The sequence below is a fragment of the Amycolatopsis coloradensis genome (assembly GCF_001953865.1).
Classification (GTDB): Bacteria; Actinomycetota; Actinomycetes; order Mycobacteriales; family Pseudonocardiaceae; genus Amycolatopsis; species Amycolatopsis coloradensis.
Genome location: NZ_MQUQ01000008.1, coordinates 26,806 through 52,058 on the forward strand (window position 1 = coordinate 26,806; position 25,253 = coordinate 52,058).

27 protein-coding genes and 2 pseudogenes are annotated in these 25,253 nt (G+C 67.3%); 15 read left to right on the forward strand and 14 right to left on the reverse strand.

Annotated features, from left to right (window positions below; genetic code table 11):
• Positions 1–40: 40 nt before the first annotated feature.
• The 4 genes from BS329_RS42595 to BS329_RS16085 all read right to left on the reverse strand — a co-directional run bounded on the left by BS329_RS42595 (position 41) and on the right by BS329_RS16085 (position 2,755).
• Positions 41–304, reverse strand: coding sequence for a hypothetical protein (locus tag BS329_RS42595; RefSeq protein ID WP_143253070.1), 264 nt, complete (start codon positions 302–304; stop codon positions 41–43).
• A gap of 45 nt (positions 305–349) precedes the next feature.
• Complete coding sequence (locus tag BS329_RS16070) at positions 350–985, reverse strand: TetR/AcrR family transcriptional regulator (RefSeq protein ID WP_076161544.1); 636 nt, start codon at positions 983–985, stop codon at positions 350–352.
• Between the two features lie 199 nt (positions 986–1,184).
• The gene (locus BS329_RS16080) at positions 1,185–1,358 is read right to left on the reverse strand and encodes a ferredoxin (RefSeq protein ID WP_076161547.1); all 174 of its coding nucleotides are present in this window, start codon (positions 1,356–1,358) and stop codon (positions 1,185–1,187) included.
• Entirely contained in the window at positions 1,355–2,755 is a 1,401-nt protein-coding gene (locus BS329_RS16085) for a fatty acid desaturase (protein ID WP_076161855.1), read from the reverse strand. The genes BS329_RS16080 and BS329_RS16085 overlap by 4 nt, the downstream gene beginning before the upstream one ends.
• Positions 2,756–2,947: 192 nt before the next feature.
• On the opposite strand from BS329_RS16085, the gene BS329_RS16090 reads away from it, so the two are divergent.
• Positions 2,948–3,958: an SdiA-regulated/phytase-like domain-containing protein gene (locus BS329_RS16090; RefSeq protein ID WP_076161549.1), complete on the forward strand. Its 1,011-nt coding sequence runs from the start codon at positions 2,948–2,950 to the stop codon at positions 3,956–3,958.
• A 284-nt stretch (positions 3,959–4,242) separates the two neighbouring features.
• Positions 4,243–4,386, forward strand: a complete 144-nt coding sequence (locus BS329_RS44595; protein WP_244197174.1) for a hypothetical protein — start codon at positions 4,243–4,245, stop codon at positions 4,384–4,386.
• 74 nt (positions 4,387–4,460) lie between these two features.
• On the opposite strand, the gene BS329_RS16100 is transcribed toward BS329_RS44595, so the two are convergent.
• The 4 genes and pseudogenes from BS329_RS16100 to BS329_RS16110 all read right to left on the reverse strand — a co-directional run bounded on the left by BS329_RS16100 (position 4,461) and on the right by BS329_RS16110 (position 7,146).
• Entirely contained in the window at positions 4,461–4,652 is a 192-nt protein-coding gene (locus tag BS329_RS16100) for a hypothetical protein (RefSeq protein WP_076161553.1), read from the reverse strand.
• Between the two features lie 195 nt (positions 4,653–4,847).
• Positions 4,848–4,950, reverse strand: a pseudogene (locus BS329_RS45515) (peroxidase/catalase (catalase-peroxidase)); the annotation flags it as partial.
• 178 nt (positions 4,951–5,128) lie between these two features.
• Positions 5,129–6,586 carry a 4-hydroxyphenylacetate 3-monooxygenase, oxygenase component gene (hpaB, locus tag BS329_RS16105; RefSeq protein ID WP_076161555.1) on the reverse strand — a complete coding sequence of 486 codons (1,458 nt, stop codon included), beginning with the start codon at positions 6,584–6,586 and terminating at the stop codon, positions 5,129–5,131.
• Between the two features lie 29 nt (positions 6,587–6,615).
• Positions 6,616–7,146: a flavin reductase family protein gene (locus tag BS329_RS16110; protein WP_244197175.1), complete on the reverse strand. Its 531-nt coding sequence runs from the start codon at positions 7,144–7,146 to the stop codon at positions 6,616–6,618.
• A gap of 63 nt (positions 7,147–7,209) precedes the next feature.
• Between BS329_RS16110 and BS329_RS16115 the strand changes: the two genes are divergently transcribed.
• Entirely contained in the window at positions 7,210–7,899 is a 690-nt protein-coding gene (locus BS329_RS16115; protein ID WP_076161559.1) for an IclR family transcriptional regulator, read from the forward strand.
• A 33-nt stretch (positions 7,900–7,932) separates the two neighbouring features.
• On the opposite strand, the gene BS329_RS16120 is transcribed toward BS329_RS16115, so the two are convergent.
• Positions 7,933–9,306, reverse strand: a complete 1,374-nt coding sequence (locus BS329_RS16120; protein WP_076161857.1) for an MFS transporter — start codon at positions 9,304–9,306, stop codon at positions 7,933–7,935.
• A 93-nt stretch (positions 9,307–9,399) separates the two neighbouring features.
• Here BS329_RS16120 and BS329_RS16125 point away from each other — a divergent pair, with 93 nt between their 5' ends.
• Genes BS329_RS16125 through BS329_RS16150 form a run of 6 tightly spaced genes read left to right on the forward strand, consistent with a single transcriptional unit; the run spans position 9,400 to position 15,722 of the window.
• Positions 9,400–10,872, forward strand: a complete 1,473-nt coding sequence (locus BS329_RS16125) for a fumarylacetoacetate hydrolase family protein (protein WP_076161561.1) — start codon at positions 9,400–9,402, stop codon at positions 10,870–10,872.
• Positions 10,854–11,525 (forward strand): GntR family transcriptional regulator, encoded by a 672-nt coding sequence (locus BS329_RS16130; protein ID WP_076161563.1) that lies wholly within the window; start codon positions 10,854–10,856, stop codon positions 11,523–11,525. Before BS329_RS16125 ends, BS329_RS16130 begins: the two co-directional genes overlap by 19 nt.
• Before the next feature lie 13 nt (positions 11,526–11,538).
• Complete coding sequence (hpaE, locus tag BS329_RS16135; RefSeq protein WP_076161565.1) at positions 11,539–13,044, forward strand: 5-carboxymethyl-2-hydroxymuconate semialdehyde dehydrogenase; 1,506 nt, start codon at positions 11,539–11,541, stop codon at positions 13,042–13,044.
• A 30-nt stretch (positions 13,045–13,074) separates the two neighbouring features.
• Positions 13,075–14,169 carry a 3,4-dihydroxyphenylacetate 2,3-dioxygenase gene (gene hpaD / locus BS329_RS16140; protein WP_076161567.1) on the forward strand — a complete coding sequence of 365 codons (1,095 nt, stop codon included), beginning with the start codon at positions 13,075–13,077 and terminating at the stop codon, positions 14,167–14,169.
• Positions 14,170–14,178: 9 nt separating this feature from the next.
• On the forward strand, positions 14,179–14,964 hold the full coding sequence (gene hpaH / locus BS329_RS16145) for a 2-oxo-hept-4-ene-1,7-dioate hydratase (RefSeq protein WP_076161569.1): 786 nt from the start codon (positions 14,179–14,181) through the stop codon (positions 14,962–14,964).
• Entirely contained in the window at positions 14,949–15,722 is a 774-nt protein-coding gene (locus BS329_RS16150; protein ID WP_076161571.1) for an HpcH/HpaI aldolase family protein, read from the forward strand. Before hpaH ends, BS329_RS16150 begins: the two co-directional genes overlap by 16 nt.
• A 265-nt stretch (positions 15,723–15,987) precedes the next feature.
• Here the strand turns inward: BS329_RS16150 and BS329_RS16155 are convergent, their stop codons facing one another.
• Positions 15,988–17,343: an MFS transporter gene (locus tag BS329_RS16155; RefSeq protein ID WP_244197176.1), complete on the reverse strand. Its 1,356-nt coding sequence runs from the start codon at positions 17,341–17,343 to the stop codon at positions 15,988–15,990.
• Positions 17,344–17,546: 203 nt separating this feature from the next.
• Between BS329_RS16155 and BS329_RS16160 the strand changes: the two genes are divergently transcribed.
• A complete protein-coding gene (locus BS329_RS16160) occupies positions 17,547–18,098 on the forward strand; it encodes a hypothetical protein (protein ID WP_076161575.1) in 552 nt (183 codons plus the stop codon).
• Here the strand turns inward: BS329_RS16160 and BS329_RS16165 are convergent.
• The gene (locus tag BS329_RS16165; RefSeq protein WP_076161577.1) at positions 18,076–19,044 is read right to left on the reverse strand and encodes a VOC family protein; all 969 of its coding nucleotides are present in this window, start codon (positions 19,042–19,044) and stop codon (positions 18,076–18,078) included. The genes BS329_RS16160 and BS329_RS16165 overlap by 23 nt on opposite strands.
• Positions 19,045–19,067: 23 nt before the next feature.
• Complete coding sequence (locus tag BS329_RS16170; RefSeq protein WP_076161579.1) at positions 19,068–19,472, reverse strand: hypothetical protein; 405 nt, start codon at positions 19,470–19,472, stop codon at positions 19,068–19,070.
• 104 nt (positions 19,473–19,576) lie between these two features.
• Between BS329_RS16170 and BS329_RS44600 the strand changes: the two are divergent.
• From BS329_RS44600 to BS329_RS45520, 3 genes and pseudogenes are all read left to right on the forward strand, one after another.
• Positions 19,577–19,889: pseudogene (locus BS329_RS44600) on the forward strand (carbohydrate ABC transporter substrate-binding protein); the annotation flags it as partial.
• Between the two features lie 219 nt (positions 19,890–20,108).
• A complete protein-coding gene (gene abc-f, locus BS329_RS16180) occupies positions 20,109–21,728 on the forward strand; it encodes a ribosomal protection-like ABC-F family protein (RefSeq protein WP_076161581.1) in 1,620 nt (539 codons plus the stop codon).
• Positions 21,729–22,163: 435 nt separating this feature from the next.
• A complete protein-coding gene (locus tag BS329_RS45520) occupies positions 22,164–22,313 on the forward strand; it encodes a hypothetical protein (protein WP_425266368.1) in 150 nt (49 codons plus the stop codon).
• A gap of 468 nt (positions 22,314–22,781) precedes the next feature.
• Here BS329_RS45520 and BS329_RS16185 read toward each other — a convergent pair whose 3' ends face one another.
• The gene (locus tag BS329_RS16185; protein ID WP_076161583.1) at positions 22,782–23,126 is read right to left on the reverse strand and encodes an MmcQ/YjbR family DNA-binding protein; all 345 of its coding nucleotides are present in this window, start codon (positions 23,124–23,126) and stop codon (positions 22,782–22,784) included.
• 120 nt (positions 23,127–23,246) lie between these two features.
• Between BS329_RS16185 and BS329_RS16190 the strand changes: the two genes are divergently transcribed.
• Both BS329_RS16190 and BS329_RS16195 read left to right on the forward strand, forming a co-directional pair.
• Positions 23,247–23,876, forward strand: a complete 630-nt coding sequence (locus BS329_RS16190) for a class I SAM-dependent DNA methyltransferase (RefSeq protein WP_076161585.1) — start codon at positions 23,247–23,249, stop codon at positions 23,874–23,876.
• A 1-nt stretch (position 23,877) separates the two neighbouring features.
• The gene (locus tag BS329_RS16195; RefSeq protein ID WP_076161587.1) at positions 23,878–24,672 is read left to right on the forward strand and encodes a glycosyltransferase family 2 protein; all 795 of its coding nucleotides are present in this window, start codon (positions 23,878–23,880) and stop codon (positions 24,670–24,672) included.
• On the opposite strand, the gene BS329_RS16200 is transcribed toward BS329_RS16195, so the two are convergent.
• Entirely contained in the window at positions 24,590–25,186 is a 597-nt protein-coding gene (locus BS329_RS16200) for a TetR/AcrR family transcriptional regulator (RefSeq protein WP_076161589.1), read from the reverse strand. The two genes, BS329_RS16195 and BS329_RS16200, sit on opposite strands and share 83 nt — an antisense overlap.
• Between the last annotated feature and the right edge of the window lie 67 nt (positions 25,187–25,253).

The following is a 25,253-nucleotide window of genomic DNA, read 5'->3' on the forward strand; positions in this document are numbered from 1 at the left end:
TTCCTGTACCTAGGCGCAAGCAAGGGGTCCTTCACGTACTTCAGGCGACCAGGGCACCGGTATCGAGAGGATCGGTGCGGTCGTGAGTGGTGTTTCGGGTCGGAGCGGACCGGTATTTGCCTACCCGCACCGGTCCCGGCCGCAACCAGCGGGTAGCCGCAACAGCACCGAACTGCGCCTCGACCGCAAGTGCGGCAAACGTGACCTCGACTTCAACCTTCGCGAAGCCGACCGCGACCACGTCATGAACACCGACGAAACGACCCGGGTCCGCGCCCAGGACTTGATCGAGCAGCAAGGTCACCTGCGGATCGGCAACACCCGTTTGGCCGCGACCGAGACCGCTGCCCTAATCCAGCGTTGGATGCCGCAGTGAGCGGCTCGTCTTCGCGCCGAGCACGCGCGAGGCCATCCACGCCAGTGCGTCGGCCGTGCGTGCCGGAGTGTCCGACGGCTGCATGATGTGGCTGAGCACCGTCCGGACCACGACGTCGATGGCGACGTCGAGCTGCGCGGGGTCCAGCGGCGGATCGTAGGCGCGCACGCGGCCGCGCAGCATGATCGTCGCTTCGCTCAGCAGACTGCCGGCGCGGACCGTCAGCAGCGGCAGCAATTCGGTGTCGGCGCCGTGCGTTGCCGAAACGATGGCACGCAGCAGGAGGTTGTCGTCGGCGAGTTCGAGGACGCCGCGGACGGCGTCGTGGATCGCCTCGATGAGGTCGTCGGGGTGCCGCTCGAAAGCGTCCTGGACGACCGAGAGGAACCGGGCGAGTTCATGCGAGATCATCGCTTCGGCCAGCTGACTCTTCGAGCCGAGTTCGTTGTAGACGGTCTGACGGCTGACGCCGACGATCTCCGCGAGTTTGCTCATCGTCACCGAGGACCAGCCGGAGCGCACGGTCAGTTCGATCGCCGACGCGACGATCGGCAGACGGTACGGACCACCCGTGACCGTGACTGACGGTGCCTCGTTCATGATCGTCATTCTAGGCTGTGCCTCTCAAAGCGCGCTTTCGGATTTTCACAGCCGGGCCGCGGCGCCGACTGGTCACTCAACGGCCCGCCACCGCAAACCCGAGGTCTCCGGCCGAAAAGAAACGCGCGCGTCGCCAGCGCCTCGGGCCACGGCGCCCGCCCGGCGATGTGGCGGCGGTACTTCATGATCTCGCGCGGCCGGTCGACGGTCAGCGCGCCCAGGAATCGACGGCCGCCGGCAGATCCTGGCGGTGCTCCTCACCGGGCCGCTCGTCCAACACCACGACCGTGCCGTCGTCGCCGACCTCGAAGAAGCCGGGCGCCATCGCCTCGCACATGCCCAGTCCGTCGCATCTCGCGCGGTCCGCCTCGATCTTCATCATGCTCCGACCCTTCCCGGCGCCACGAAGTCGACCTTCTCCCGCACCCCGCAGTCCGGACAGCACCATGCGTCCGGGATCGCCGACCACGGTGTACCGGCGAGGAAACCCTCACGCGGGTCGCCGAGCTTCTCGTCGTAGACGTAGCCACAGCCAGGGCACATCCCGCCTTCGGTCGCGTCGCCGTGCGTGTCGGCGACGACTCGCGACGGCGCTGTCACGCGGGTCCCGTACCGCGCCAGGATCTTGCCGCGTTTCGACGGCTGGATGTTGGCGCGCGAGATGTCGCCGTCGAAATGGGCGAGCACGCGCGGGTCCATCACCCGGCGCCAGACCGGCGGGAACAGGGCCAGCACGATCATCCCGGCGTAGCCCGTCGGCAGGACCGGCGATTCCGCGAAATCGCGCAGCGTCTGGTAACGGCGAGTCGGGTTGGCGTGGTGGTCGCTGTGCCGCTGCAGGTGGTAGAGCAGGACGTTGGTGGCGATGTTGTTGGAATTCCAGCTGTGACTGGGATCCACTCGTTCGTAGCGCCGCCGGTTCGGCGAGCCGATCTTCTGCCGCCGCATACCGTAGTGCTCCGTGTAGTTCACGACTTCCAGCAGCGAGAATCCGATCACCGCCTGGATCACCAGGTACGGCAGGATCCCGACACCCAGCCAGGCGATCATCGCCGCCCACAGCACCGCCGACATCAGCCAGGCGTTGAGCACGTCGTTGCCGATCCGGAACGGGTGCCGGTCACGCCGCGCGTACCGCTTGCGTTCCAGGCCCCACGCGGATTTCAGCGAGCCGAACACCGTGCGCGGCCAGAACCGGTAGAAGCTCTCCCCCACCCGGCTGCTCGCCGGATCCTCCGGGGTCGCCACCCGGACGTGGTGGCCGCGATTGTGCTCGATGTAGAAATGGCCGTAGAAGCTCTGTGCCAACGCGATCTTCGACAACCAGCGCTCGTGACTTTCCTTCTTGTGCCCCAGTTCGTGCGCGGTGTTGATGCCGATGCCGCCGATGCAGCCGATCGAGATGGCGAGGCCGATCTTGTGCACAACGGACAGGTCGCCTCGGGAGATCAGCCAGAACGCGGCCACGAAACCCGCGTACTGGATGGGCAGGAACGCGAAGGTGATCCACCGGTAGTAGCGGTCCTTGTCCAGCCGTTCGATGACATCATCCGGCGGGTTGTCGCGGTCCAGCCCGGCGATCAGGTCGATCAGCGGCACGACCACCAGGATCACGATCGGCCCGATCCAGAACCACACCCCCCAGCCGGTGGCCGCGTGCAGCCCGATGGCGAGGAACGCGAGCGAGGGGACCACCAGCCCGATCATCCACAGGTATCGCTTGCGGTCGGTCCATCGGTCGGTCGAGCCCGCCGGGATCGTGCCCGTCATCTCGCTCATCGCACCCTCCTCCATTGGCTGGGTTTACAAAACTGTAGGTGATGTACACCCTGTTCGACAAGTTGTCATATTTTGTAAACCCACCGTTGCTTTTCTTGGTGAAAAGTCGGCGATATCTTGCCTTCGTTAGGAAACTTACTTAACTTGTGATGAACCGCCGCGATTCACTTCGTCCGCCTCGAAGGAGCGCGAATGCCCCGATCATCCCGCCGGATCCGAGCCGCCGCCGTGGCCACCGTCGCCGCGGCCCTGCTGGTCCTGCCCGGCACGACGGCCACCGCGAGCACCACGGCGAACAGCCCTTGGCCAGGCGGTTCCACCGTCACGAACGCGGACGGCTCGAACGTCTTCGGCGGCAACCTGAGTGGCTTGTCGTTCGAAGGCCAGAACGTCCTGTGGGCGGTGAAGAACGGACCCGGCACGCTGTATCGCCTCGTGCGCAACGGCTCGAAATGGCAGCCGGACACCACCAACGGCTGGTCGTCGGGCAAGCAGCTGCGCTACCGCAACGGCAAGGGAGACCCCGACGCCGAAGCCGTCGTCGCCACCCCGGACGGCGTGGTCGCGGCCACCGAACGCGACGGCGACAAGGACAAGACGAGCGCGCTCAAGGTGCTCCGGTACGACGTCTCCGGCTCGGCCAAGAGCCTCACCGCCAAGGCCGAATGGGATCTGACGGCGGACTTGCCGAAGGTTTCGGCCAACGACGGCCTCGAAGCCGTCTCGTGGGTCCCGGACAGCGCCCTCACCGCGAAGGGTTTCGTGGACGAGCGCACCAAGGCGCCGTACAACCCGGGCACCTACCCCGGCCACGGCACCGGCCTCTACTTCGTCGGCCTGGAGAGCAACGGGAAGATCTACGCCTACGCGCTCGACCAGGCAGGCGGGAAATACACCCGCGTGGCGAGTTTCGCCAGCGGACTCGACTCGATCATGGATCTCGAGTTCGAGGCTTCGACCGGACGGCTGTGGGCGGTCTGCGACGACAACTGTGGCGGTGACTCGACGATGCTCGCCGTCTCCGCACAGGGCAAGTTCGCCGTGACGGCCACTCACGACCGGCCGAGCGGGATGCCGGACTACAACAACGAGGGCTTCGCGATCGCGCCCACCTGCGCCTCGGGGAGCAAGCAGGCGGTCTGGGCCGACGACGGGAACGAGGGCGGCCACGCGCTCCGGGCGGGCACCGTGTCCTGCGGCTGAACCGGCACTGATTCCGGCGCGAATCCTCGGTCCGCGCCGGAATCAGTGCACCGATTTCCGCCTTCGCCGGAATGAAATCCGCCTCGCTCGTGATTTTTCCCGCTTCGGCCATTCCGTTGCTTCTGCTGTCCACGGCACTCGCGGGTGGCGGCGTCGCCGTCCTGAGCCGCGATGACGGCAGCGTGGACACGCTTATCTTGTGGGACAACAAGAATCCAGGTGGGAGCCGGGCGCTACGGGTCCGGCTCGATCGAAAGTTTCGCGCTGAAAAGGTGAACAGCCGCTTGTTCGCGATTCGGGCGGGCCGCGGCCAGGCAGTCCTCCCGGCCACGCTGTACTCCGCGGAGCTCTACTTCGACGCCGCCGGCCTCATCACCCAGGCCGGGCACGCCGAACTGCTGACGATACTCGCGGCGGGCGAGGTGTGAACGACCGGCGAGGCCGGCGACGGGTCCCGCGCCGGAGCGCCGATCCCGCCACCGCCTTGCCGTTGCTCAGCCGATCACCTGGCTTCGGCCAAGGGTGGGACGACGCAGCAAGCCCCGGTGAAGCATCTGAAGGCGTCCACCCGTGCCTTGTTGGTCCAGTTGTCGAAGCGGTCGATCACCAGGTCGACCTCGCCACTCGGCAGGGCGGTGTCGATTCCGAGGCCGGAGAAGAGCAAACGGAGGTTTTCGGAGGTTTCGTTCTTCATGCGACTCGCTCCCAGGCGTTCGGTGTTTCGTCGGCAGCGAAATCGTCCGTCACGAGGGCCTTCGCATCCAGTGCTATCCATCATTCCGGCTTCATGCTTTTCGACTACGCCGGATGCGCGGCACGGTTACCCCGAAAGCAGGCCGGGCCGGCCGCCGAGTGCGGCCGCCCGGTGCAAGCCGAGTTCAGGCTCGGATCACGCCACGTAGTACCGGTCGAGGTTCATGACCTTGTCCCACGCCGCCACGAAGTCGCGGGCGAACGAGGTCGGCACGGGTCCCGGTCCACTTGACCTCGCCCTGCGGGCGCGAACGGCCCGGGTGCGACGGTGTCCTGAAGGCCACCTTCAGGAGACTCACCGTCTCAAAGGTGGCCTTCAGGACAGCCGGCACCTTGCCGCTCACGCCTGCCCCGCCTCCTGCCGCAAGTAGTCCTCCAGTTGCGGTGGATGCGCGTGCAATCACCGCAACCAGTCCTCTACTCGTCGCGCGCCAGCAGCTCCCGCACCCGCTCCTGCAACGCCTCCCGCGGGTACGCGTTCACCTGCGCGCCCGCCATCCGCACCGGGTCGCCGAAGAAGAAGTACTCGTACAGCGACTCCCGCCCGGCGAAGCTCGAGACCGACGCGTCGAACGCGAGCTTGAACAACCGCGCGCGGTCCTTGGCGGGCAGGGTGGCCGACTGGAGGTAGGTGTCGATGTCGGGACGGCCCTCCGCGTCGAAGTCCGCTTCACCCGGTAGTGCCATGAGGCCGGACGCCGAGAACTTGCGGATGATCTCGGTCAGCCGCGGCGAAACCTTGGTGGGGTACCAGTTCCTGGCGGCGTTGAGGACCTCCCACTTGGGCAGGAAGACGCCGTCCTCGCTCACCGCGCCGTCGGCCTCCGCCGCGCGCAGCACGGCCTTCTCGATCTCGACGTAGGAGATCAGCTCCGACAGGTCCTGCTGGATGTGCTGGAACCCGCCGATCCCGATCGCGGCGGCGATTTCGCTGGCGAGCCCGAGGTAGAACTCGGTCTTGGCCAGTGTGCGCGTGACGACCTGGTGGGTCATGAGCGCACCCGCGCCGGTCTCGGAATACCAGGCGTTGCACAGCTCCGGATGCCCCAGCAGGAAGACCCGCTCGTTCGGGACGAACACGTCGTCGAACACCACAACCGCGTCCATCTCCTCGAAGCGCGACGCGAGCGGCTCGTCGAACCGCGAGCGGCCGTGGTCGAGCCCGGCACGGCAGAAGTACTTGAGCCCTGGCGCGTCGTTCGGGACGGCGAAGGCATAGGAGTACGGGGCGTCCTCAGGGGTGCCGCGCAGGACTGTCGACGGGAACACCAGCAGTTCGTCGGCGATCGGCGCGATCGTGGCGAGCATCCGGGCACCGCGGACGACGATGCCGTCCTCCCGCTCCTCGACCACCTTCGCCGAAAGGTTTCCGCCGCCCTGTTGACTTCCGGACACCGAACGGTTGACCTGCGGCGGGATCAGCGTGTGCGTCGCGAGAAGGTCGTTTTCGCGTGCCATCTCGTAGTACTTCTCAATGCGCTCGCCGAAGACGGGATCGGCCTGGGAGAAGAACTTCTTCGCGGTCGAAAGCGCGGTGAGCGACGAGTTCATGTAGTCGCCGGTGCGGCCGAGAAAACCGCCTGCGTACTGGGCCCACACGGAAAACGCGGCGCGACGGCGTTTGAGGTCCTCCTCGTTGCGCGGCACCAGGAACGAGGTGCCGACCCGCTCCCCCGTGGTCGGCGACTCGTAGGTGAGGACGTCGCGGTGCGCCGGGTCGTGCTGGAGGTCGAACAGCTTCGCGTAGGTCAGCGCGTTGTTCCGGAAGGCCGCGTGCTCGGCGACCTTCGAGGTCACCTTCTCGCCGTCGACGTACAGCTCCGGCGTCATCGCGTTGAGCTTGTCGAGGTACTGCTGTCCGGTACGGGCTCCCATGTCGTGCTCCTTCTCGGGGGACGTCGTTGTCAGAACAGGGATTCGTGGCCTTGCGCGGATTCGTGGATGGTCGAGAACCGTCCGTCGACGAAGCCGAGCGCGTCGCCTGAGCGGTAGTCGAACTCCAGCACCTCGCCGAGGAACAGGGTGTGGTCGCCGCCGTCGTAGGCGGCCCACGGCGTGCAGTCGAACCAGCTGAGAACGCCGCCGAGTCGCGGTGCGTGCCCGCCCTCGACCCACACCGGCGCTCCTTCGGGAGACGGACGGCCGGCGAAGTTCATCGCGAGCGCCTCTTGTTCCGCGCCGAGGACGTTGACCGCGAACGGGCGGCCTTCGAGCAGGTCGTGACTCTTCACGGTGCGCTGGATCGAAACGAGCACGAGCGGCGGATCCATCGAGACCGCGGTGAAGGAGTTCACCGTCAGGCCGTGCCGTTTCGTCGCGGCGTCGAAGGTCACCACCGCGACGCCGGTCGCGAACCGACCAAGACAGCCCCGGAAGAACTGCGCGGCCGGGCGATACAGCTTCGAACCAGGCGAAAAACCACTTTCGCGTGACATCATCGTCGGATTCCTGTTCTATAATCGAACAGCTAGTTCAACTATCGAAATGGATCGTATACGATGGTTTCGGAGTCCCGCAAGGCTTCAAGCGCGTCCCAGACCCTCAGCCGCGGCATCCGCGTGCTCGAAGTCCTTGCCGACGCACAGGAAGCGCTCAGCGTCGACCAGATCGCCGAACGGCTCGGCGTGCATCGCTCGATCGCGTACCGGCTCGTCCGCACGCTCGAAGACCACGGGCTCCTCACCCGGGAACCCGCCGGCAAGTTCGAACTCGGCACGCGACTGGCCGCCCTCGCCGCGGGGATCAAACACGACCTGCAAGCCGCCGCACTGCCCGAATTGACCGCGGTCGCGAACGAACTCGGCATGACGTGTTTCGTGGCGGTGATGGACCGCGAAGAGTGCGTGACCCTGGTCAGCGTGGAACCCCGGCACGCCGTCGCGTCGGTCGCGCAGCGCCCGGGGTCCCGGCATCCGTTCACCGCGGGCGCCCCCGGCCGCGCGATCCTTTCCCAGCTGCCGTCGGAGGACTGGACGGACGATGTACGGGAAGTGGCCGCCCGTGGCTACGCGGACAGCCATGGCGAAGTGATCGAGAACCTCAGCGCGGTCGCGGTGCCGCTTCCCCTGCGCGGCCACAACCCCGCGGCGCTCGCGGTCGTCTATCTCTCCAGCACGCGAACCGCCGCCGAGCTCGCGGAGCGGCTCAAGGCGGCGGCGAAGGCCGTCCGTGACGCCCTCGGCGGATAGGCGTCACGGACGGGGTCTACTTCGAGAACCCGATCACTTCGAGAACCGCAGCGGGCTCACCGCCTGCTCGGCTTCGTGGTCCGGGCCGAGCGGGATCCCCGACCTGTCCCGCAGGAGCAAGGTGGCGATGAGGCCGACGACCGTCATGCCCGCCAGGTAGACGGCGACGGACAGCGACGTGCCGGTCGCGCCGACCAGCGCGGTGGCGATCGTCGGCGCGAACGCGCCACCGAGGATCGCGCCGAGCGCGTAGGAGATCGAGACGCCGGAGAACCGGATCGACGCGGGGAACAGTTCGGCGTAGAACGCCGCCTGCTGACCGTAGGTGAAGCCGAGCCCCACACTGAGGATGATCAGGCCCAGCGCCAGCAGCACGATGTTCCCGGTGTCCACCAACGGAAAGAGGACCGCGACGCCGGCGAGCTGGGCGATCCAGCCCACCACGTACGTGCGTCGTCTGCCGATCCGGTCGGACACCGCACCCGCCGCCCACGTCGAGACCAGCCAGGTCGCCGCGGACGCGGTCACCGCCCACAGCACCGGACCGCGGTCGAGGCCGATGGGGCCCTTCGGGTTGGTCGCGTAGTTCTGGATGTAGCCGCCGGTGGTCATGTAGCCGACCGCGTTGTTGCCCGCGAACACCAGCGCGGCCACCAGGACGAGCACGGCGTGCTTGCGGAACAGCTGGATGATCGGGGTCCGGGTGCGCTCACGCCGTTCGGCGATCTCCCGGAAGACCGGGCTCTCCTCGACGCGGCGCCGGACGTAGTGACCGACCAGGATCAGCCCGACACTGAGCAGGAACGGGATCCGCCAGCCCCAGTCGAGGAACGCCTGGCCGGGGACGAGCAGGCTGGTCAGCGCCAGGACCCCGGAAGCCAGCAGCAGGCCGAGCGGGACGCCGATCTGCGGCGAGGCGCCGAAAAGTCCTCGGCGCTGCGGAGGCGCGTGTTCGACGGCCATCAGGACGGCGCCGCCCCATTCGCCACCCGCCGAGACACCTTGCAGGACACGCAGCAGGATCAGCAGCACCGGTGCCAGGACACCGATCTGGTCGAACGTCGGGAGCACGCCGATGAGCGTGGTCGCCGCACCCATCAGGATCAGCGTGAGCACCAGGACCACGCGGCGGCCGTACTTGTCGCCGAAGTGGCCGGCGAGGAAGGCGCCGAGCGGGCGGAACAGGAAGCTCACGCCCACGGTGGCGAAGGAGACCAAGGTGCTGTTCGCCCCGAGGCCGGAGAAGAACAACTTGCCGAAGACAAGACCGGCCGCGGACGCGTAGACGAAGAAGTCGTACCACTCGACTGTGGTGCCGACGACGGTCGCGAACGCGACCCTGCGCCGGTCCGCGGACGGGGGCGCGGTGCGCCCGGGCGTGCGCTCGTCCTGCGCTGGGTTCGACACGTGGACTCCTTCGTCGTCGGCCGCCTTGCCACTGTGGCACGGAATCATATACGTTATTAGATACGAAGCAAGGGGTGAGGAGTTCAGGGAAACATGGACACTTACGAGGCAACGGCGTCCTCAGGACGTGAGTCCGGTCCGCTGGGCACCCGGCCGGGCAAGATCATCGCGGTCCATCTCAGCTACGCGTCACGGGCCGAGCAGCGCGGGCGGCGTCCGGCGAACCCGTCGTACTTCTTCAAGCCGTCGAGTTCGATCGGCGCTTCCGGGGGCACGGTCGAACGCCCGGCAGGGACCGAACTGCTGGCCTTCGAAGGCGAGATCGCGCTGGTCATCGGCACCGCGGCCCGGTGGGTCGAACCGGACAAAGCTTGGGAGCACGTCGCCGCGGTCACCGCCGCGAACGACTTCGGCCTCTACGACCTGCGCGCCGCGGACAAGGGCTCCAACGTCCGGTCCAAGGGCGGTGACGGCTACACCCCGCTCGGTCCCGGCCTTATCGACGCGCGCGACGTCGACCCCTCCGCCCTGCGCATCCGAACCTGGGTGAACGGCGATCTGGTGCAGGAGGACACCACGGCCGGGCTGATCTTCCCGCTGCGGCAGTTCGTCTCCGACCTCTCCCAGCACTTCACCCTCGAACCCGGCGACATCATCCTCACCGGCACCCCCGCCGGGTCCACGGTGGTCTCCCCCGGCGACGTCGTGGTGGTCGAAGTGGACGTTCCCGGCACCTCCGCCAGCAGTGGACGCCTCCACACCACCGTCACCCAGGGAAGCCGGTCGTTCTCCGACATCGGCAGCCTCCCCGAGGTCGACGCCAAACAGCGCGCCGAAGCCTGGGGCACTCCGCTCGAAGAAAGCGCGCCCGCGCTCAACGAGGCACTTCGCGCCAAACTGCTGCGCGCGCCGGTGGCGGGTCTGTCCGCCCAGCTTCGCAAGCGCGGGCTGAACAACGTCGCGATCGACGGCGTGCGCCCCAACCTGCCCGGCTCGAAGATCGTCGGCACGGCAAGGACCCTGCGCTTCGTCCCCAACCGCGAAGACCTCTTCAAGTCCCACGGCGGCGGCTACAACGCCCAGAAGCGCCTGTTCGACTCGGTCGGCACCGGCGAGGTGATCGTCATCGAGGCCAGGGGCGACAAGGGTTCCGGAACGCTCGGGGACATCCTCGCGTTGCGGGCACGGTATCTCGGCGCGGCCGGGGTGGTCACCGACGGCGGGGTCCGCGACTTCGACGCCGTCGCCGCGACCGGCCTCCCGGTGTTCTCGCAGGGCGCGCATCCGGCGGTCCTCGGCCGCAAACACGTGCCGTGGGACACCGACGTCGCCGTCGCCTGCGGCGGGGCGACGGTGCTGCCCGGCGACATCATCGTCGGCGACGACGACGGCGTGGTCGTCATCCCGCCGGACATCGCCGAAGAGATCGCCGACGCGACTCTCGTCCAGGAGGACGAGGACGCCTGGATCGCCGAGCAGGTCGGCCAGGGTCGCGCGATCGAGGGGCTCTTCCCGCTCAACCCGTTGTGGCGGGAAAGGTATGAGGCATGGCAGAAGAAGCAGTGAAGACGACCAGCAAGTCCGAACTCGCCTACGAGTGGCTGCGTGAGCGGATCGCCCGGCACGAGTACGGACCCGGCTACCGGCTCGTCCTCGCCGAGATCGCCGGCGCGCTCGACATGAGCGTCGTCCCGGTGCGTGAGGCGATCCGGCGGCTGGAGGCCGAACGGCTGGTGACCTTCGAGCGCAACGTCGGCGCCCGGGTGGCGATGGTGGACCAGAACGAATACGTCCACGCCATGCAGACCCTCGGCGTGGTCGAAGGTGTCGCCACCGCGCTGTCCGCGCCGGGATTGTCCGAAGGGGACATCGCGAAGGCGCGCCGGGTGAACGAGCGGATGATCACCCTGCTCGACCATTTCGACGCGCACGAGTTCACCGCGCTGAACCAGCAGTTCCACTCGCTGCTCTTCGAGTGCTGCCCCAATCCGCAGATCCTCGACCTCGTGCACCAGGGCTGGACACGGCTGTCCGGACTGCGTGACTCCACGTTCGCGTTCGTCCCCGACCGCGCGCACCGGTCGGTCGAGGAGCACGAACAGATCCTCCGGCTGATCTCCGAGAAAGCCGACCCGCTCGACATCGAATTCACCGCGCGCAATCACCGCTGGGCCACCATGCAGGCCTTTTTGGACGCTCGAGAGCGCGCGAACCGTTGACTGAGGAGGAATTTTGACCACCACGACTCCCCGGCCGATTCCGGACGGTGTCCCGGAGCGGATCCGGCACTACATCGGCGGCGAACTCGTCGATTCGGCCGACGGCGCCGTTTTCGACGTGCTCGACCCGGTGACCAACGAGACCTACGTACAGGCCGCCGCGGGCAAGAAGGCCGACATCGACCGCGCCGTCGCCGCCGCGCGGAAGGCGTTCACCGAGGGACCGTGGCCGAAGCTGCTGCCGCGTGAGCGCTCGCGTGTGCTGAACCGCATCGCCGACCTCGTCGAATCGCGGGACAAGCGGCTGGCCGCGCTGGAGAGTTTCGACTCGGGTCTGCCGATCTCGCAGGCGCTGGGCCAGGCCCGCCGGGCCGCGGAGAACTTCCGGTTCTTCGCCGATTTGATCGTCGCGCAGGCCGACGACACCTACAAGGTGCCCGGCCGCCAGGTGAACTACGTCAACCGCAAGCCGATCGGCGTCGCCGGGCTGATCACGCCGTGGAACACGCCGTTCATGCTGGAGTCGTGGAAGCTCGCCCCCGCGCTGGCGACCGGCAACACCGTCGTGCTCAAACCCGCGGAGTTCACCCCGCTTTCGGCGTCGCTGTGGGCGGGGATCTTCGAAGAGGCCGGGCTGCCGCCGGGCGTGTTCAACCTGGTCAACGGCTTCGGCGAGGACGCCGGCGACGCGCTGGTGAAGCACCCGGACGTCCCGCTGATCTCGTTCACCGGCGAGAGCGGCACCGGCAGCCTGATCTTCGGGAACGCGGCACCGTTCCTCAAAGGACTGTCGATGGAACTGGGCGGCAAGTCGCCAGCCATCGTCTTCGCCGACGCCGACCTGGAAACCGCAATCGACGCGACGATCTTCGGTGTGTTCTCGCTCAACGGCGAGCGCTGCACCGCGGGCAGCCGGATTCTGGTCGAGCGCGCGATCTACGACGAGTTCGTCGAGCGCTACGCCGCGCAGGCCGAACGCGTCGTCGTCGGCGACCCGAGCGACCCGGCGACCGAGGTCGGCGCGCTGGTGCACCCCGAGCACTACGACAAGGTCATGAAGTACATCGAGATCGGGAAAACCGAAGGCAGGCTCGTCGCCGGCGGCGGCCGCCCGGACGGCTTCCCGACCGGGAACTACGTGGCGCCGACGGTGTTCGCCGACGTCGAACCGGACGCCCGGATCTTCCAGGAGGAGATCTTCGGCCCGGTCGTCGCGATCACGCCGTTCGACAGCGAAGAAGAGGCGCTCGAACTCGCGAACAACACGAAGTACGGGCTCGCCGCGTACGTCTGGACCAACGATCTCAAGCGGGCGCACAACTTCGCGCAGGCCGTCGAGGCCGGGATGGTGTGGCTCAACTCGAACAACGTCCGTGACCTGCGCACGCCCTTCGGTGGTGTGAAGGCTTCCGGGCTGGGGCACGAGGGCGGCTACCGCTCGATCGACTTCTACACCGACCAGCAGGCAGTGCACATCAATCTCGGCGAGGTGCACAACCCCGCCTTCGGCAAGGGCTGATCCGTTCCCCCGTCCACAAAGGATTCCGCAATGACCCCCATCCCCACGCCGTCCTCACCACCGCCGGACGTCCTGCGCTGCGCGTACATGGAACTCGTCGTCACCGATTTGGCGCGGTCTCGCGCGTTCTACGCCGACGTCCTCGGACTGACGGTGACCGAAGAGGACGACAGCACGGTCAGCCTCCGCACGATCGACGAGTTCATCCACCACAACCTCGTGCTGCGCCAGGGCCCGGTCGCCGCGGTCGCGGCGTTCTCGTACCGGGTGCGGTCGCCGGAGGACCTGGACAAGGCTGTCGCGTTCTACACCGAATTGGGCTGCCGGGTCGAACGCAACGAGAACGGCTTCACCAAGGGCATCGGTGACTCGGTGCGCGTGCAGGACCCGCTCGGCTTCCCGCTCGAGTTCTTCCACGACGTCCAGCACGTCGACAGGCTCAGCTGGCGCTACGACCTGCACGTCCCTGGCGCGCTGGTCCGGCTCGACCACTTCAACCAGGTCACCCCGGACGTGCCGCGCGCGGTGAAGCACATGGAAGACCTCAACTTCCGTGTCACCGAAGACATCCAGGACGATCAGGGCATCACCTACGCGGCGTGGATGCGCCGCAAGCCGACCGTGCACGACACCGCGATGACCGGCGGCGACGGGCCGCGTATGCACCACGTCGCGTTCGCCACGCACGAGAAGCACAACATCCTGTCCATCTGCGACAAACTCGGCTCGTTGCGGATGTCGGACCACATCGAACGCGGCCCCGGCAGGCACGGCGTGTCGAACGCGTTCTACCTCTACCTGCGCGACCCCGACGGGCACCGCGTCGAGATCTACACGCAGGACTACTACACCGGCGACCCGGACAACCCGGTCGTCACCTGGGACGTGCACGACAACCAGCGTCGCGACTGGTGGGGGACGCCGGTGGTCCCTTCCTGGTACACCGACGCCTCCCTCGTGCTCGACCTCGACGGCAAACCGCAGCCGGTTGCCGCGAGGACCGAGGAGAGCGAACTGGAGGTCACCATCGGCGCCGACGGTTTCTCCTACACCCGCAAGGGTGACGACGAAGGCGAACTGCCGGCCTGGAAACAGGGCGAGTACAAACTCGGCAACCAGCTCTGAGGCGGGGACATGCTCGAACAGGAAACGATCACCGCGATCGCCGACGAACTGGCGGCCGCGGAGGAGGCCCGGGAAACGATCCCGCTGCTGACGGCACGCTATCCGGACATGACCGTCGAGGACTCCTACGCCGTGCAGAACGAATGGCGGCGCCGGGGCATCGCGGCGGGGCGCCGTCCTGTCGGCCGCAAGATCGGGCTCACCTCGAAAGTCATGCAAGCCGCCACCGGGATCACCGAACCCGACTACGGCGCCATCTTCGCGGACATGGTGTTCGAGAACGGTGCCGTGATCGAACACAGCCGGTTCTCGAACGTGCGCATCGAGGTCGAACTGGCCTTCGTGCTCCGCGATTCGCTCGCGGGCCCGGACGCCACGGTGTTCGACGTGCTGCGTGCGACCGAGTACGTCGTGCCCGCGCTGGAGATCCTGTCCTCGCGCATCGAGATGGCGGGCCGGACCATTGTGGACACGATCAGCGACAACGCGGCCATGGGCGGGATGGTCTACGGAGGCAACCCGGTCGCCGTGGACGCCGTCGACCTGCGGTGGGTTTCGGCGCTGTTGTATCGCAACGAAACCATCGAGGAATCCGGCGTCGCCGCCGCGGTGCTGAACCATCCCGCCAACGGCGTCGCCTGGCTCGCGAACAAACTCGCGCAACACGGTGACGAACTCGACCCTGGTGACATCGTGCTGGCCGGATCGTTCACCCGGCCGATGTGGGTGCACCCCGGCGACACCGTGACCGCCGACTACCGGGACCTGGGGGCGATCACATGCCGCTTCGTCTAGACCCGCCGTTCCGGACACGGCTGGCCGAGTCCGGGCGGCCGCGGATCGGCATGTGGGTCACGTCGGGCAGCCCGGTGGTCGCGGAGATCTGCGCGGGCTCCGGACTCGACTGGCTGCTCGTCGACACCGAGCACTCCCCCGCCGGGCTCGAAACGGTGCAAGCGTTGCTCCAGACGATCGCCGCGTATCCCATCACTCCGATGGTGCGTGCTCCGTCTGGTGACGCGGTCGCGCTGAAGCAGTTGCTCGACCTGGGCGCGCAGAACCTGCTGGTGCCCATGGTCGACAGCGCCGAGGAAGCGGAGGCCGTCGTGCGGGCTGTGCGCTATCCGCCGCGAGGCGTGCGCGGCGTCGGCAGCGCTCTCTCCCGGTCCGCGCGCTGGAATCGGGTCGCGGGCTACCTCACGAACGTCGACGAGCACACGTCGCTGTTCGTCCAGATCGAGTCGACGGCGGGTGTCACGGCCGCCGCCGAGATCGCCGCGGTCGACGGCGTCGACGGCGTGTTCGTCGGACCGTCCGACCTGGCCGCGTCGATGGGGCTACTCGGACAGCAGACGCATCCCGACGTCACGGCGGCCGTCCTCGGCACTTTCGAGGCCGTACGGGCGCAAGGGAAACCGGTGGGTGTCAACGCCTTCGACCCTGCGCAGGCCCAGCGCTATCTCGACGCCGGTGCCGCGTTCGTCCTGGTCGGCGCGGATGTCACCTTGCTGGCCCAGGGGTCGGAAGCGCTGGCGCGGCGGCATTCTGGTTGAGGTTGGCTTGCGGGAAGCCCTGATCGACCAGGGCGCCGGTGGCCGTTGGGGCGGGTCTCGTGAGTGGCGTTTCGGATCAAAGCCAAGAGTGTTCTAGGTACCTACAGGATTCCGCCTCATAACTACCTGGTGGCAGTGTCGCGAAAGCCACTTTCGGGACATCAGAAGTCCCGAAAGTGGCTTTCGCGACACCCTGGATGGTGGCCGCGCTCGACGCCTGAGTAACTCGCGAGCGGTAAAGACGGGTTGGAACCGCCCCAAGCACTCACGACCCGACCGACTCACTCATCTCCAAGCTCGCCGGAAGCCGAAGAGCGGCGACAAGACCGCCAACGGCGACAAGACCGATGAACCCGAAAACCACACCGAAAGCCAACGTCGGATTGAAGCCGAGACCAGCAAGAACCGCGCCGGTCACCGCCACCCCCGCCACCGCGCCCACCTGCCTCACCGTGTTGAACAAGCCCGACGCACCACCAGCGGCGCCCGGAGCCACGGACGCCATCGCGATCGCGGACAGCGGCGACCAGGCCATCGCGTTGGCCGCGCCCAGTAGCGCCGCTCCGGCAGTGATCCACCACGGATTCAGCTTCAGCACGACCACAAGACCGATGAGCAGCAAGCTCATCGCGAGCAGGCTCATCCCGAGAATCGCGGGTCCGCGCCCACCCACCCTGTCGACCCACCGGCCGCACGGCGGCGACAGCAGGATCGCCAAGACGGCGTCCGGTGCCATGACCATCGCCGCCTCGATCGGTCCGAAACCGCGCACTTCTTGGATGTAGAGCATGGTGGGTAGCGCCATCGCGAGGACAGTCGCGCCGAGGGACGCCATCGCGAGGCTCGCCGCCGAGTATCCGGACGAGCGATAGAGATGCAGTGGCGCGAGTGCGTTCGCTCCTTCGCCGCGTTCTCGAAAGTAGAAACAAACGAGCAGCACGACGGCGATGACGGTCGCCGGTAGCGACAAGGAACTCCAGGACAGCAAGGCCCACACCAGAAGGCTCAATCCCGCCGTGCTCAACGCGGCGCCGAGCAAGTCGAAACGCGCGACGCCTCCCTGGCTGCCTGGGATCAGGCGAATCCCCAGCACGACGGCGACCAGGCAGAGCGGAACGTTGACCCAGAAGATCCATCGCCAATCCAGGCTCGCGGTCAGCAGCCCGCCCAGGATGGGCCCGAGCAACGTGGCGGCGGCCGCGACCGAACCCCAGATGCCGAAGGCGCGGCCACGTTCGTCCTCGGCGAAGAGCCGCCGGATCAACGTAAGTGGCTGAGGGGACATCGCGGCGGCCGCCAGGCCTTGCAGGACCCTGAAGGCGATGAGCCAGCCGATCGAAGACGCGAGCCCGCACAGCGCGGAGGTGACGGCGAAGGCCCCCATGCCGAAGAGATAGACGCGCTTCGGATCGAAGAGGTCGCCGAGTCGGCCGGCGACCAGCAAAGGAACCGAAAACGCCAGCAGGTAGCCAGCCGTCACCCAGAACAGTCCGGCGACGCCTCCCCCGAGATCGGCTTGGATGCTGGGGCTCGCGACGGCGACGATCGTCGTATCGAGCAGGATTACGAAGAACCCGGCGAGCAGGGCCATGAGCCCGCCCCATCGCGACGGAAGAAGCACGCCCATCACGATAAGGCCACGGACCCCGGTCGTCGCAACAAGGCTCGTCCACCCCGCGAGTTGTAAGCCGATGGCTTCCGCACCGCGGCCCTCGGCACCGCGATCAACTTCGCGACCGATCTGAAGACTGTATCGACGCCGACACCCTTCTCCGGGCGAAATAGCGATCGCGATCAGGACGAACGCGGTTTAGGGTTCGGTTCATGACCGTTCTTCCGCGCGGTGGCCGCCCCGCCGAGGCTTTGGTGGCCGTCGAAGCGAGTATCGAGCATCGCTGGCGGCTGCTTCTCGCGGAATACGGTGTCACCGCCGGGACAAAGGCGGAGATCGACCTCGCCGAAATGGTCGTGGCGGACACGTCCGCGTTCGCCTGGCGGGTGGTCGACGCCGCGCTGTGCAGGTTGCGGTGCACCGACTGCGGCAACGAACTCGGCGCGGGTCCCACCGGCTGCGGGAAATGCGACCAGGCCGACGGTTTCCGGTTCGCGGCCATCGAGGTCGACAAGCAGGCGACACCGCCGGGCACCGAGCACGGGCTCCGGGTCGCCGCCGCTGTCGCCCGCACCCGGCACCGCTACGGAGCGCGGGCCCGCTGCGGCTTCGAACTCGGACTTCCCGATCTGCTCGAAGGCAAACTGTCCAGCACGGCACAGGCGCAGGCGTACCGGGCGGCGATCAACAAGCTCTCCGAAGAGGAGTGCGAACGTGTGACCTCCTTCGAGGAGGTCGTCGCTAAACGCTTCGGAACACGATAGCCGCGCCGAGTGCCTCCGCCGATGGGACGAACGGTGCGCCGTCCGTGGTCCTACCGAGCGAGAATCCCTTACCGCGCAAAAAATCCTCAGTGGCGAAGACGTCACGGACGCCGACGGCGCAGGCGACCATGGCCGGCACTACGGCCGCGCGCTCTCCCGGCAACAGCTCTTCCAGCCGGGAAGCCGGTACCAGGATCAGCCGGCCGGCATCGAGGTCGAAGGCCCAGGCTGGTCCGTCCGGTCGGACCGGCGCGCCGAGATAACGCTCGTAGCGCGCCACGACCTTTGTGAGTTCGTCGTCGGCGACGCACAGCACGGCTTCCATCAGGGCGATCGCCCCGTTGGGATGCTCCGAAGACCGGCTGCCCTGTATCTCGCCGTCGAGGTCCGCGACCACGCCGACCCGGCCTTCTTCCACCGAGCCCGGCCGGGTCCCGGCGCCGTCGATCTCCAGATACCGGACCGTTTCGGCCACGGTGCCCGCCTCGGTCTCGACCGGGCGCCGTACCGTGTTCACTCCGCCGTGCCCGACTTCCGACGCCGTCAGCCGCGTCGCGACAGCGTCGATGTCTGGCGACGAGAACATCAGGATGTGCAGGCCCTCAAAGCGATCAAGGCAGGCCGCCAGGTTCGCGCTCGTCGTGGCGATCCGCTCGACGATGACCGGCAGCACTTCGGGTGGCGCCGTCAGCGGGACGACGTTCGCGTCGGGCGGCACCGCGTCGCCCTCGCGTACGGGCGTGGCGAGTTCGAGAAACCCGTCCGCGAAGTCGGCGTGCGTGTTCGCCGCGCCGAACGGCTCCGGTTCGCCGCCTTCCGCGCGGGCCATGGCCGGATAGCTCGGGGGCGCCACCAAGAATCCCAGCCGCCGGTAGCGCTCGAGCGCGGACGACAGATCGCCGACGACGTGGCCGACATGGTGCAGACGTGCGATGTCTCGTCCCATGCCGGCCAGCCTAAGGCGTCGGCTCAGTAGTCGTCGCGTCCGGTGAACTGCTGCTCCAGCAGCTCCGCCGAACCCGCGACGAGTTCGAGCGGGTCGGTGAACTCGTTGATGTCGAGGTTCACCAGCGGCAGGGAATGGCGCAGCACCAGGTGTTCGCCCATCACCACCAGTCCCCCGACGACGATCGTGTTGCCGACCTCGGTCAGCACGGTGGCCAGGTCGACCTCGTCGATCCGCGCGAACGGCGTCGCGATCTGCACCCAGTCTTCGCGGCGGTCGAAGATCTCCCGCGCGATGACGACGGTCTGGGCCCGCTCCTCGTAATCGTCGTCGCCGTAGGACAACCGAATGCGGATTTCGTCCGTTTCGTCCTTTATCACCCGATATTCGTGTCGTACGAACGCGACCAGATCGGCCCATTCCGCCATGAATTCAGTCTCCCTCGCAGTCGAAGATCAAGAATAGCGACTACCAAAGCAGAGAAACGTGAGTCAGCCCGACATCACTCGGACAGCGGCGGCACCGTGCCGACGTGAAAAGCATCCGGAACGGCCTGGTTCCGGCACTGGGCATCACGATGACGGCGTTCGGCGTAGCGGCGCGCGAAGGCGACGACGGCGGGACGCCCACGGTGTCGGACCGAACGCGAAGGTCGAGCTATCACTGGCGACGTTCCCCGAAGTCGGTTGCGAGGGCCTGATTCCCGAGTACGAGCGACCGCAGCCGAACATCAAGATCACCCACCGCAAGACCGGCCAGGGCGGGCCGCACCACCAGGACTGATCACGAAACTGGCGGCGGGTTCCGGCCTCGCCGACGTCACCGCGGTCGAGAAAGGGCATCTGTGAGTCCGGCGAGCTTCGGCAGGTCTTGTTATGGTGGCGGAGGAGCTGATCAACGAGCGTGGAGACCAGACGTGGCAGGTGAAGACGACATCTCCGGGTGAGCCGGAGTTGCCAGGCCACCGGCGATAACGCCGATGTGGCCATTTCGTCGTTCCCTCAAGCCACGTCCACCGCGGTGCTGCCCCAAGGCGCCCGCTGTCTTTTCACGAGGTCATTTTCATGCCAGACGCCTTTGTCGTCGTGTCCGCCCTGTCCTTCGCCTGGCCGGACGACACCCCCGTCTTCGACGACCTGTCCTTCACCGTGCCCGGTGGCCGCACCGGCCTCGTCGCACCCAACGGGGCGGGCAAGAGCACGCTGCTCAAACTGATCGCCGGCGAGCTGCGGCCGCTCTCCGGGACCGTCTCCACCCAGGGAGTCCTCGGCTATCTGCCGCAGTCGCTGCCGCTCACCGCCGACCTGGACGTGGCCGAGGTACTGGGCATCGCGCCGCAGCTCGCCGCCCTGAGCGCCATCGAGTCCGGCGACGCGAGCGACGAGCACTTCACCACCATCGGCACCGACTGGGACATCGAGGAACGCACGCGCGCCCAGCTCGACAGGCTCGGTCTCGACGGCATCTCACTGGACCGGAGCCTGCGCACGTTGAGCGGTGGGCAGATCATCTCCCTGGGTCTGGCAGCGCAATTGGTGAAGCGGCCCGACATCCTGCTGCTGGACGAACCGACCAACAACCTCGACCTCGACGCCCGCCGCAAGCTCTACGGCGTGCTGGAAGACTGGTCCGGCTGCCTGCTGCTGGTGAGTCACGACCGGGAGCTGCTCGACCGGATGGACCGGATCGCCGAACTCGACCGCGGCGATCTCCGGTATCACGGCGGGAACTTCACCCAGTACGAAGCGGCGGTCAAGGCCGAGCAGGAGGTCGCCGAGCGCAACGTCCGCAGTGCCGAGCAGGAGGTCAAACGCGAGAAGCGGGAGATGCAGCAGGCGCGCGAGCGGGCCTCGCGGCGGGCGGGCAACGCTGCCCGCAACCTCGGCAGCGCCGGCCTGCCGAAGATCTTCGCCGGAACCATGAAACGCAACGCCCAGGAATCCGCCGGCAAGGCGAACGAGACGCACGCCGCGCGGGTCAGCGAGGCGAAGAACCGCCTCGACGACGCCGAACGCACCCTCCGCGACGACCAGAAGATCGCGCTGATCCTGCCGGGCACCCACGTCCCCGCCGGGCGCACGGTGTTCCACGGCGAGCGCATCCAAGTCCGCTACGGCGACCGGAACGTCTTCGCGAGCGACGGGATCGACCTGACGATCCGAGGCCCCGAACGGATCGCACTGATCGGCGGCAACGGCACCGGCAAGTCGACGCTCCTGCGGGTGCTCAACGGAGACCTGTCACCCTCCAGCGGCGTGCTGAAACGAGCCGACGGCCGGATCGCGTATCTCTCGCAGCGACTGGACCTGCTGGACCTGGACCGGACCATCGCCGAGAACTTCGCGTCGTTCGCCCCGAACCTTCCCGAGTCGCAACGGATGACCTTGCTCGCCCGGTTCCTGTTCCGCGGCGCGCGAAGCCAGCTCCCCGTCGGCGTTCTCTCCGGAGGCGAACGACTGCGGGCCACCCTGGCCTGCGTCCTGTTCGCCGAACCCGCGCCTCAATTGCTGCTGCTGGACGAGCCGACGAACAATCTCGACCTGGTCAGCGTCGGGCAGTTGGAGAGCGCGCTCGCGGCGTATCAGGGGGCTTTCGTGGTCGTGAGCCACGATGAGCGGTTCCTGACCGAGATCAAGGTGGATCGGCGGGTGCGGTTGGCCGATGGGGTTCTCGTGGAGTCTTGAGCCCGGCGGTGCGGGGTCGTGAGTGGTGACTCGTGTTCTTAATGCGGCGTGGCGGGCTAGGCGGCGGGAATGACTTCGCCGGGGAGGCCGGTCTCGGATCTTGATCGAAGGAGCCCGGCACAGCCGAGCAGGCTCCCCTCGACCAGACCGAACCCGCCACATTGCCTTCACCCTCAAGAGAAGTCTTATTGCCGCTCACGACCAACTCGCTCCACGGCGTTCCGGGATCTGGTCGGATAGGGGGCCTTGACTTCTTTCCACAGACCGTGACGGCGGTTGCGCGTGATCGCCGTCCAATCACGAGTGATCGCCGTCTGATCACGCATGATCGCCGTCCAGTCACGTGTAAGACCCGAAGGATCACGCGACACTAGGCACCGCTCCGAGGTAACAAAATTACGAACACTTGTTCGACAGTATTGCGGTATTGTGGGTGTGTCCCAGACGGTCCTTCCCGAGTTGCCGCAGGAGCTGTGGCGCGCTGGCAAGCTGAAGCTTGCCCATAGCGTGCAGCAGTTCCTGCAGCTGATGCGGGTGGCGTCCGCCGGGGGCAATATCTGGCGGAGATCGAATTTCGTGGCGTGAAAGACTTGTACGGCTATGCGACGACGGTGGCATGGTTCGCCGACATCGCCGGGCTGAGCCACGGTGAAGCGCGGCCGTACGTGACTCATGCTGTCGAACTGATCCGACGCGTGCTGCGGATGGCACCGAGATTCCGGCGTTCGCGGCCGCGGCCGCGGAGGGTGTGATCGGCGGGGAGCGATCAAGCAGATCCTGGAAATCCTGCGGCAGATCCTCCCCAAGAAAAGGTCCCGCTTCCGCTCAGCGAAGGCTGGGGGTTCCTGCGAGCAGAAGCGGGAGTTTATGGCCGGTACGGTGGGCCGCCTCTCGGCGAGTGGCACGACATGGCTCCGGCCGAACCGGTATTCCATGAAGGCGGAGGTTGAGGCCCGGGGGCACCATCCGTACCGACACTCTCTACAACGCACATATCCGCCACGTGTTCCCCGACATCCAGTGACGCACGTCAACACACGTTCGCAGTAACGCTCAACAGGGCGGCGGAACCTGCGCGACCAATTCCTCCGGTGCGGAAAGCCGCCACGCTTCGTAGACCAGTTCGGTCAGCTCGTCGGACTCGATGCCGTCGAGGTGAACGACCACCCAGCCGAAGCCCCCGGTGGTGAACTGCACTTCGAAGACGTCGGGCCGTTCGGCCACGAGCGCCTCCTGCTCGGACAGCGTCTGCTTCAGGCCGACGGTCTGGGTCCGCGGCCAGTAGTACCCGAACCGCTTGCCACGGACGCTGTACGACTCCCACTCCTTCGCGTCGGAGCGCTCGACGTCCGCGAGCGTCCCCAGCATCCGGTGGAACTCGTCACTCCGCACACTCACCTGAACCCCCAAAGTCGGCGGCCACAGTGTAAGCGAACCGTCCGGCAAAGCCTGTCCTGAGTAGACGAAAGGCCGGGGCGGTAGATTTTCGGTGACTCGACTCGACCTGGGGAGCTGCGAATGGACCGACCTGCCACGGCTGCGGAGTTGTTCGACGCCATCGGTTCCGCCTACGAGGACGTCTTCGGCCGGGCACCGGTGGTCGACAGGGCACTGCGGCACCTGCTGGAAACGCTGCCGCCGTCGTCGAGGGTGCTCGACATCGGCAGCGGAACCGGCAGGCCTGTCGCCGAGGAACTAGCTGCCGCGGGGCATCGGGTGACCGGGCTCGACGTGTCACCGGTGATGATCGGCCTGGCGCGTGAACAGGTCCCCGCCGCGACCTTCGTCCATGTCGATGTGCGTGAGTGGACCTCGCCGCCGGAGTCCTGGGAGGCGGTCTGCGCGTTCTTCCCGTTCTTGCAGATGCCGCGTGAGGACACCGAGGCCGTACTCGCCGACATCGCGCGCTGGCTGGCGCCGGGCGGTCTGCTCGCGCTGGTCACCGTTCCGCGGGACGTCGAGGACCTGCCGGTGGAGTTCTTCGGCCGCACCTTCCACGAGACCAGTTTCGCGCCGGACGACCTCGTCGGGCGAGTCCGAGCGGCCGGACTCGAAGTCACCGGGACGCACTCCGAGATCTTCACCGCGGACGAGCCTGGGACACCGCCGGAAGAACATCTCCTGATCACCGCTCGCCGCCCGGGCTGACATGCCGGTCATCAGTGTGGTCACCCCCGTCCATCCGCCGAGTTTGCCGTACTTGGCCGAGGCGTACGAATCCCTCGCCACGCAGGAACTCCCGCCAGGTTGGGCTTGGGAATGGCTGGTGCAGGAGGACGGTGAGACCGGTCTACTCGACGGCGTCCTCCCCGCCGACGAGCGTGTGCTGCCCGGTTCAGGTCGCCGAGGCGGCCCCGGGGTCGCGCGGATGATGGCACTGACCCGGGCTTCCGGCGAGCTGATCAAAGCGCTCGACGCGGATGACGTCCTCGCGCCCGGCGCGCTCGCGCGGGATATCGCGGCACTCGCGGATCCCTCCGTCGGCTGGACCACCTGCCGGGTCCTCGACCTCTTCCCGGACGGCACCACGGCCGGCGTCGACAGCGACCCCGAGGAAGGGCCGATCGAACGCGGCGCGATCCTCCGGTACTGGCAGCGCAACGGTTACGTGTCCTCGGTGGTGGCCGGGACGCTGTGCATCCGCCGCGAACTGCTGCTGGACCTCGGCGGCTGGATGGCGCTGCCCGCGTCCGAGGACACCGGACTGATCCTCGCCGCGAACGCCTCCTCCGACGGCTACTTCGTCGCCACGTGCGGCATGTTCTACCGGAAATGGCCGGGACAGGTCACCGCGTCCGCCGCGCACAACGACGACGCCGAGCGTCTCGCGCGGATGAGGCTGATCGAGGAACGTGCCGAGATCATGCTGGCAGGTCGACGAGGTCGAGCAGCGCCTTCGCGCACAGATCGCGGGTCTGGTCCCGGGTCAGCCCGCGGTACTTGAGCCAGTCGAGGCAGACCGCGACGACGAAGGCGAGCCAGCCGCGGACGGTCACTCGCAGGGTCTCCGGCGGCTCGCCGTCCGGGCACAGCACCGCCAGGATCCGGCGGCCCTGTTCGGCGAAGTTGTGGTCCAGGATCTCCCGGACGTCGTCAACAGCGATGGCCGTGCCCGCGTGCAGTGCCCGGTAGCCGTCTTCGTTGGCCTCGACGTAGCGGAGATACGCGTCGAGCCCCGCCATCAACTGCTCCGCGACCGGCAGCGTGGGATCGGTCCTCGTCATGTCGAGCAGCCGTTCGCCCTCGGCCTTGATGACCTCGGTGACGAAGTCCCGTTTCGTCGGGAAGTAGTGGTAGAGCAGCCCCCGCGACACCTCGGCGATGTCCGCGACCTGCTCGATCCACACGTCGTCGTACGGCCGCTCCGCGAACAGGCGGGCACCGATCCGCAGTAACTGTTCCCGCCGCTCGGCGGTGCTCAGCCTGCTGCGGGGCCTTCCTGAGGTGCTCGGCGCCATTCGAGCATCCTACTTACTTGACACGGGTTCAGTAACACGCCAGGCTCGCTATTGGATGCCAGTTCAA

What these genes read in the sequence shown, in the direction of transcription:
- BS329_RS16130 (WP_076161563.1), top strand. Translation starts at nt 10,854, where the DNA reads ATGGCAGAAGAAGCAGTGAAGACGACCAGCAAGTCCGAACTCGCCTAC.
- hpaD (WP_076161567.1), top strand. Translation starts at nt 13,075, where the DNA reads ATGACCCCCATCCCCACGCCGTCCTCACCACCGCCGGACGTCCTGCGC.
- BS329_RS16170 (WP_076161579.1), bottom strand. Translation starts at nt 19,472, where the DNA reads ATGGCGGAATGGGCCGATCTGGTCGCGTTCGTACGACACGAATATCGG.
- BS329_RS16200 (WP_076161589.1), bottom strand. Translation starts at nt 25,186, where the DNA reads ATGGCGCCGAGCACCTCAGGAAGGCCCCGCAGCAGGCTGAGCACCGCC.
- BS329_RS16080 (WP_076161547.1), bottom strand. Translation starts at nt 1,358, where the DNA reads ATGATGAAGATCGAGGCGGACCGCGCGAGATGCGACGGACTGGGCATG.
- BS329_RS16195 (WP_076161587.1), top strand. Translation starts at nt 23,878, where the DNA reads ATGCCGGTCATCAGTGTGGTCACCCCCGTCCATCCGCCGAGTTTGCCG.
- BS329_RS16190 (WP_076161585.1), top strand. Translation starts at nt 23,247, where the DNA reads ATGGACCGACCTGCCACGGCTGCGGAGTTGTTCGACGCCATCGGTTCC.
- BS329_RS16110 (WP_244197175.1), bottom strand. Translation starts at nt 7,146, where the DNA reads ATGTCACGCGAAAGTGGTTTTTCGCCTGGTTCGAAGCTGTATCGCCCG.
- BS329_RS16085 (WP_076161855.1), bottom strand. Translation starts at nt 2,755, where the DNA reads ATGAGCGAGATGACGGGCACGATCCCGGCGGGCTCGACCGACCGATGG.
- BS329_RS16150 (WP_076161571.1), top strand. Translation starts at nt 14,949, where the DNA reads ATGCCGCTTCGTCTAGACCCGCCGTTCCGGACACGGCTGGCCGAGTCC.
- BS329_RS16100 (WP_076161553.1), bottom strand. Translation starts at nt 4,652, where the DNA reads ATGAAGAACGAAACCTCCGAAAACCTCCGTTTGCTCTTCTCCGGCCTC.
- hpaH (WP_076161569.1), top strand. Translation starts at nt 14,179, where the DNA reads ATGCTCGAACAGGAAACGATCACCGCGATCGCCGACGAACTGGCGGCC.
- hpaB (WP_076161555.1), bottom strand. Translation starts at nt 6,586, where the DNA reads ATGGGAGCCCGTACCGGACAGCAGTACCTCGACAAGCTCAACGCGATG.
- abc-f (WP_076161581.1), top strand. Translation starts at nt 20,109, where the DNA reads ATGCCAGACGCCTTTGTCGTCGTGTCCGCCCTGTCCTTCGCCTGGCCG.
- BS329_RS16070 (WP_076161544.1), bottom strand. Translation starts at nt 985, where the DNA reads ATGACGATCATGAACGAGGCACCGTCAGTCACGGTCACGGGTGGTCCG.
- BS329_RS16115 (WP_076161559.1), top strand. Translation starts at nt 7,210, where the DNA reads ATGGTTTCGGAGTCCCGCAAGGCTTCAAGCGCGTCCCAGACCCTCAGC.
- BS329_RS16160 (WP_076161575.1), top strand. Translation starts at nt 17,547, where the DNA reads ATGACCGTTCTTCCGCGCGGTGGCCGCCCCGCCGAGGCTTTGGTGGCC.
- BS329_RS16125 (WP_076161561.1), top strand. Translation starts at nt 9,400, where the DNA reads ATGGACACTTACGAGGCAACGGCGTCCTCAGGACGTGAGTCCGGTCCG.
- BS329_RS16165 (WP_076161577.1), bottom strand. Translation starts at nt 19,044, where the DNA reads ATGGGACGAGACATCGCACGTCTGCACCATGTCGGCCACGTCGTCGGC.
- BS329_RS16090 (WP_076161549.1), top strand. Translation starts at nt 2,948, where the DNA reads ATGCCCCGATCATCCCGCCGGATCCGAGCCGCCGCCGTGGCCACCGTC.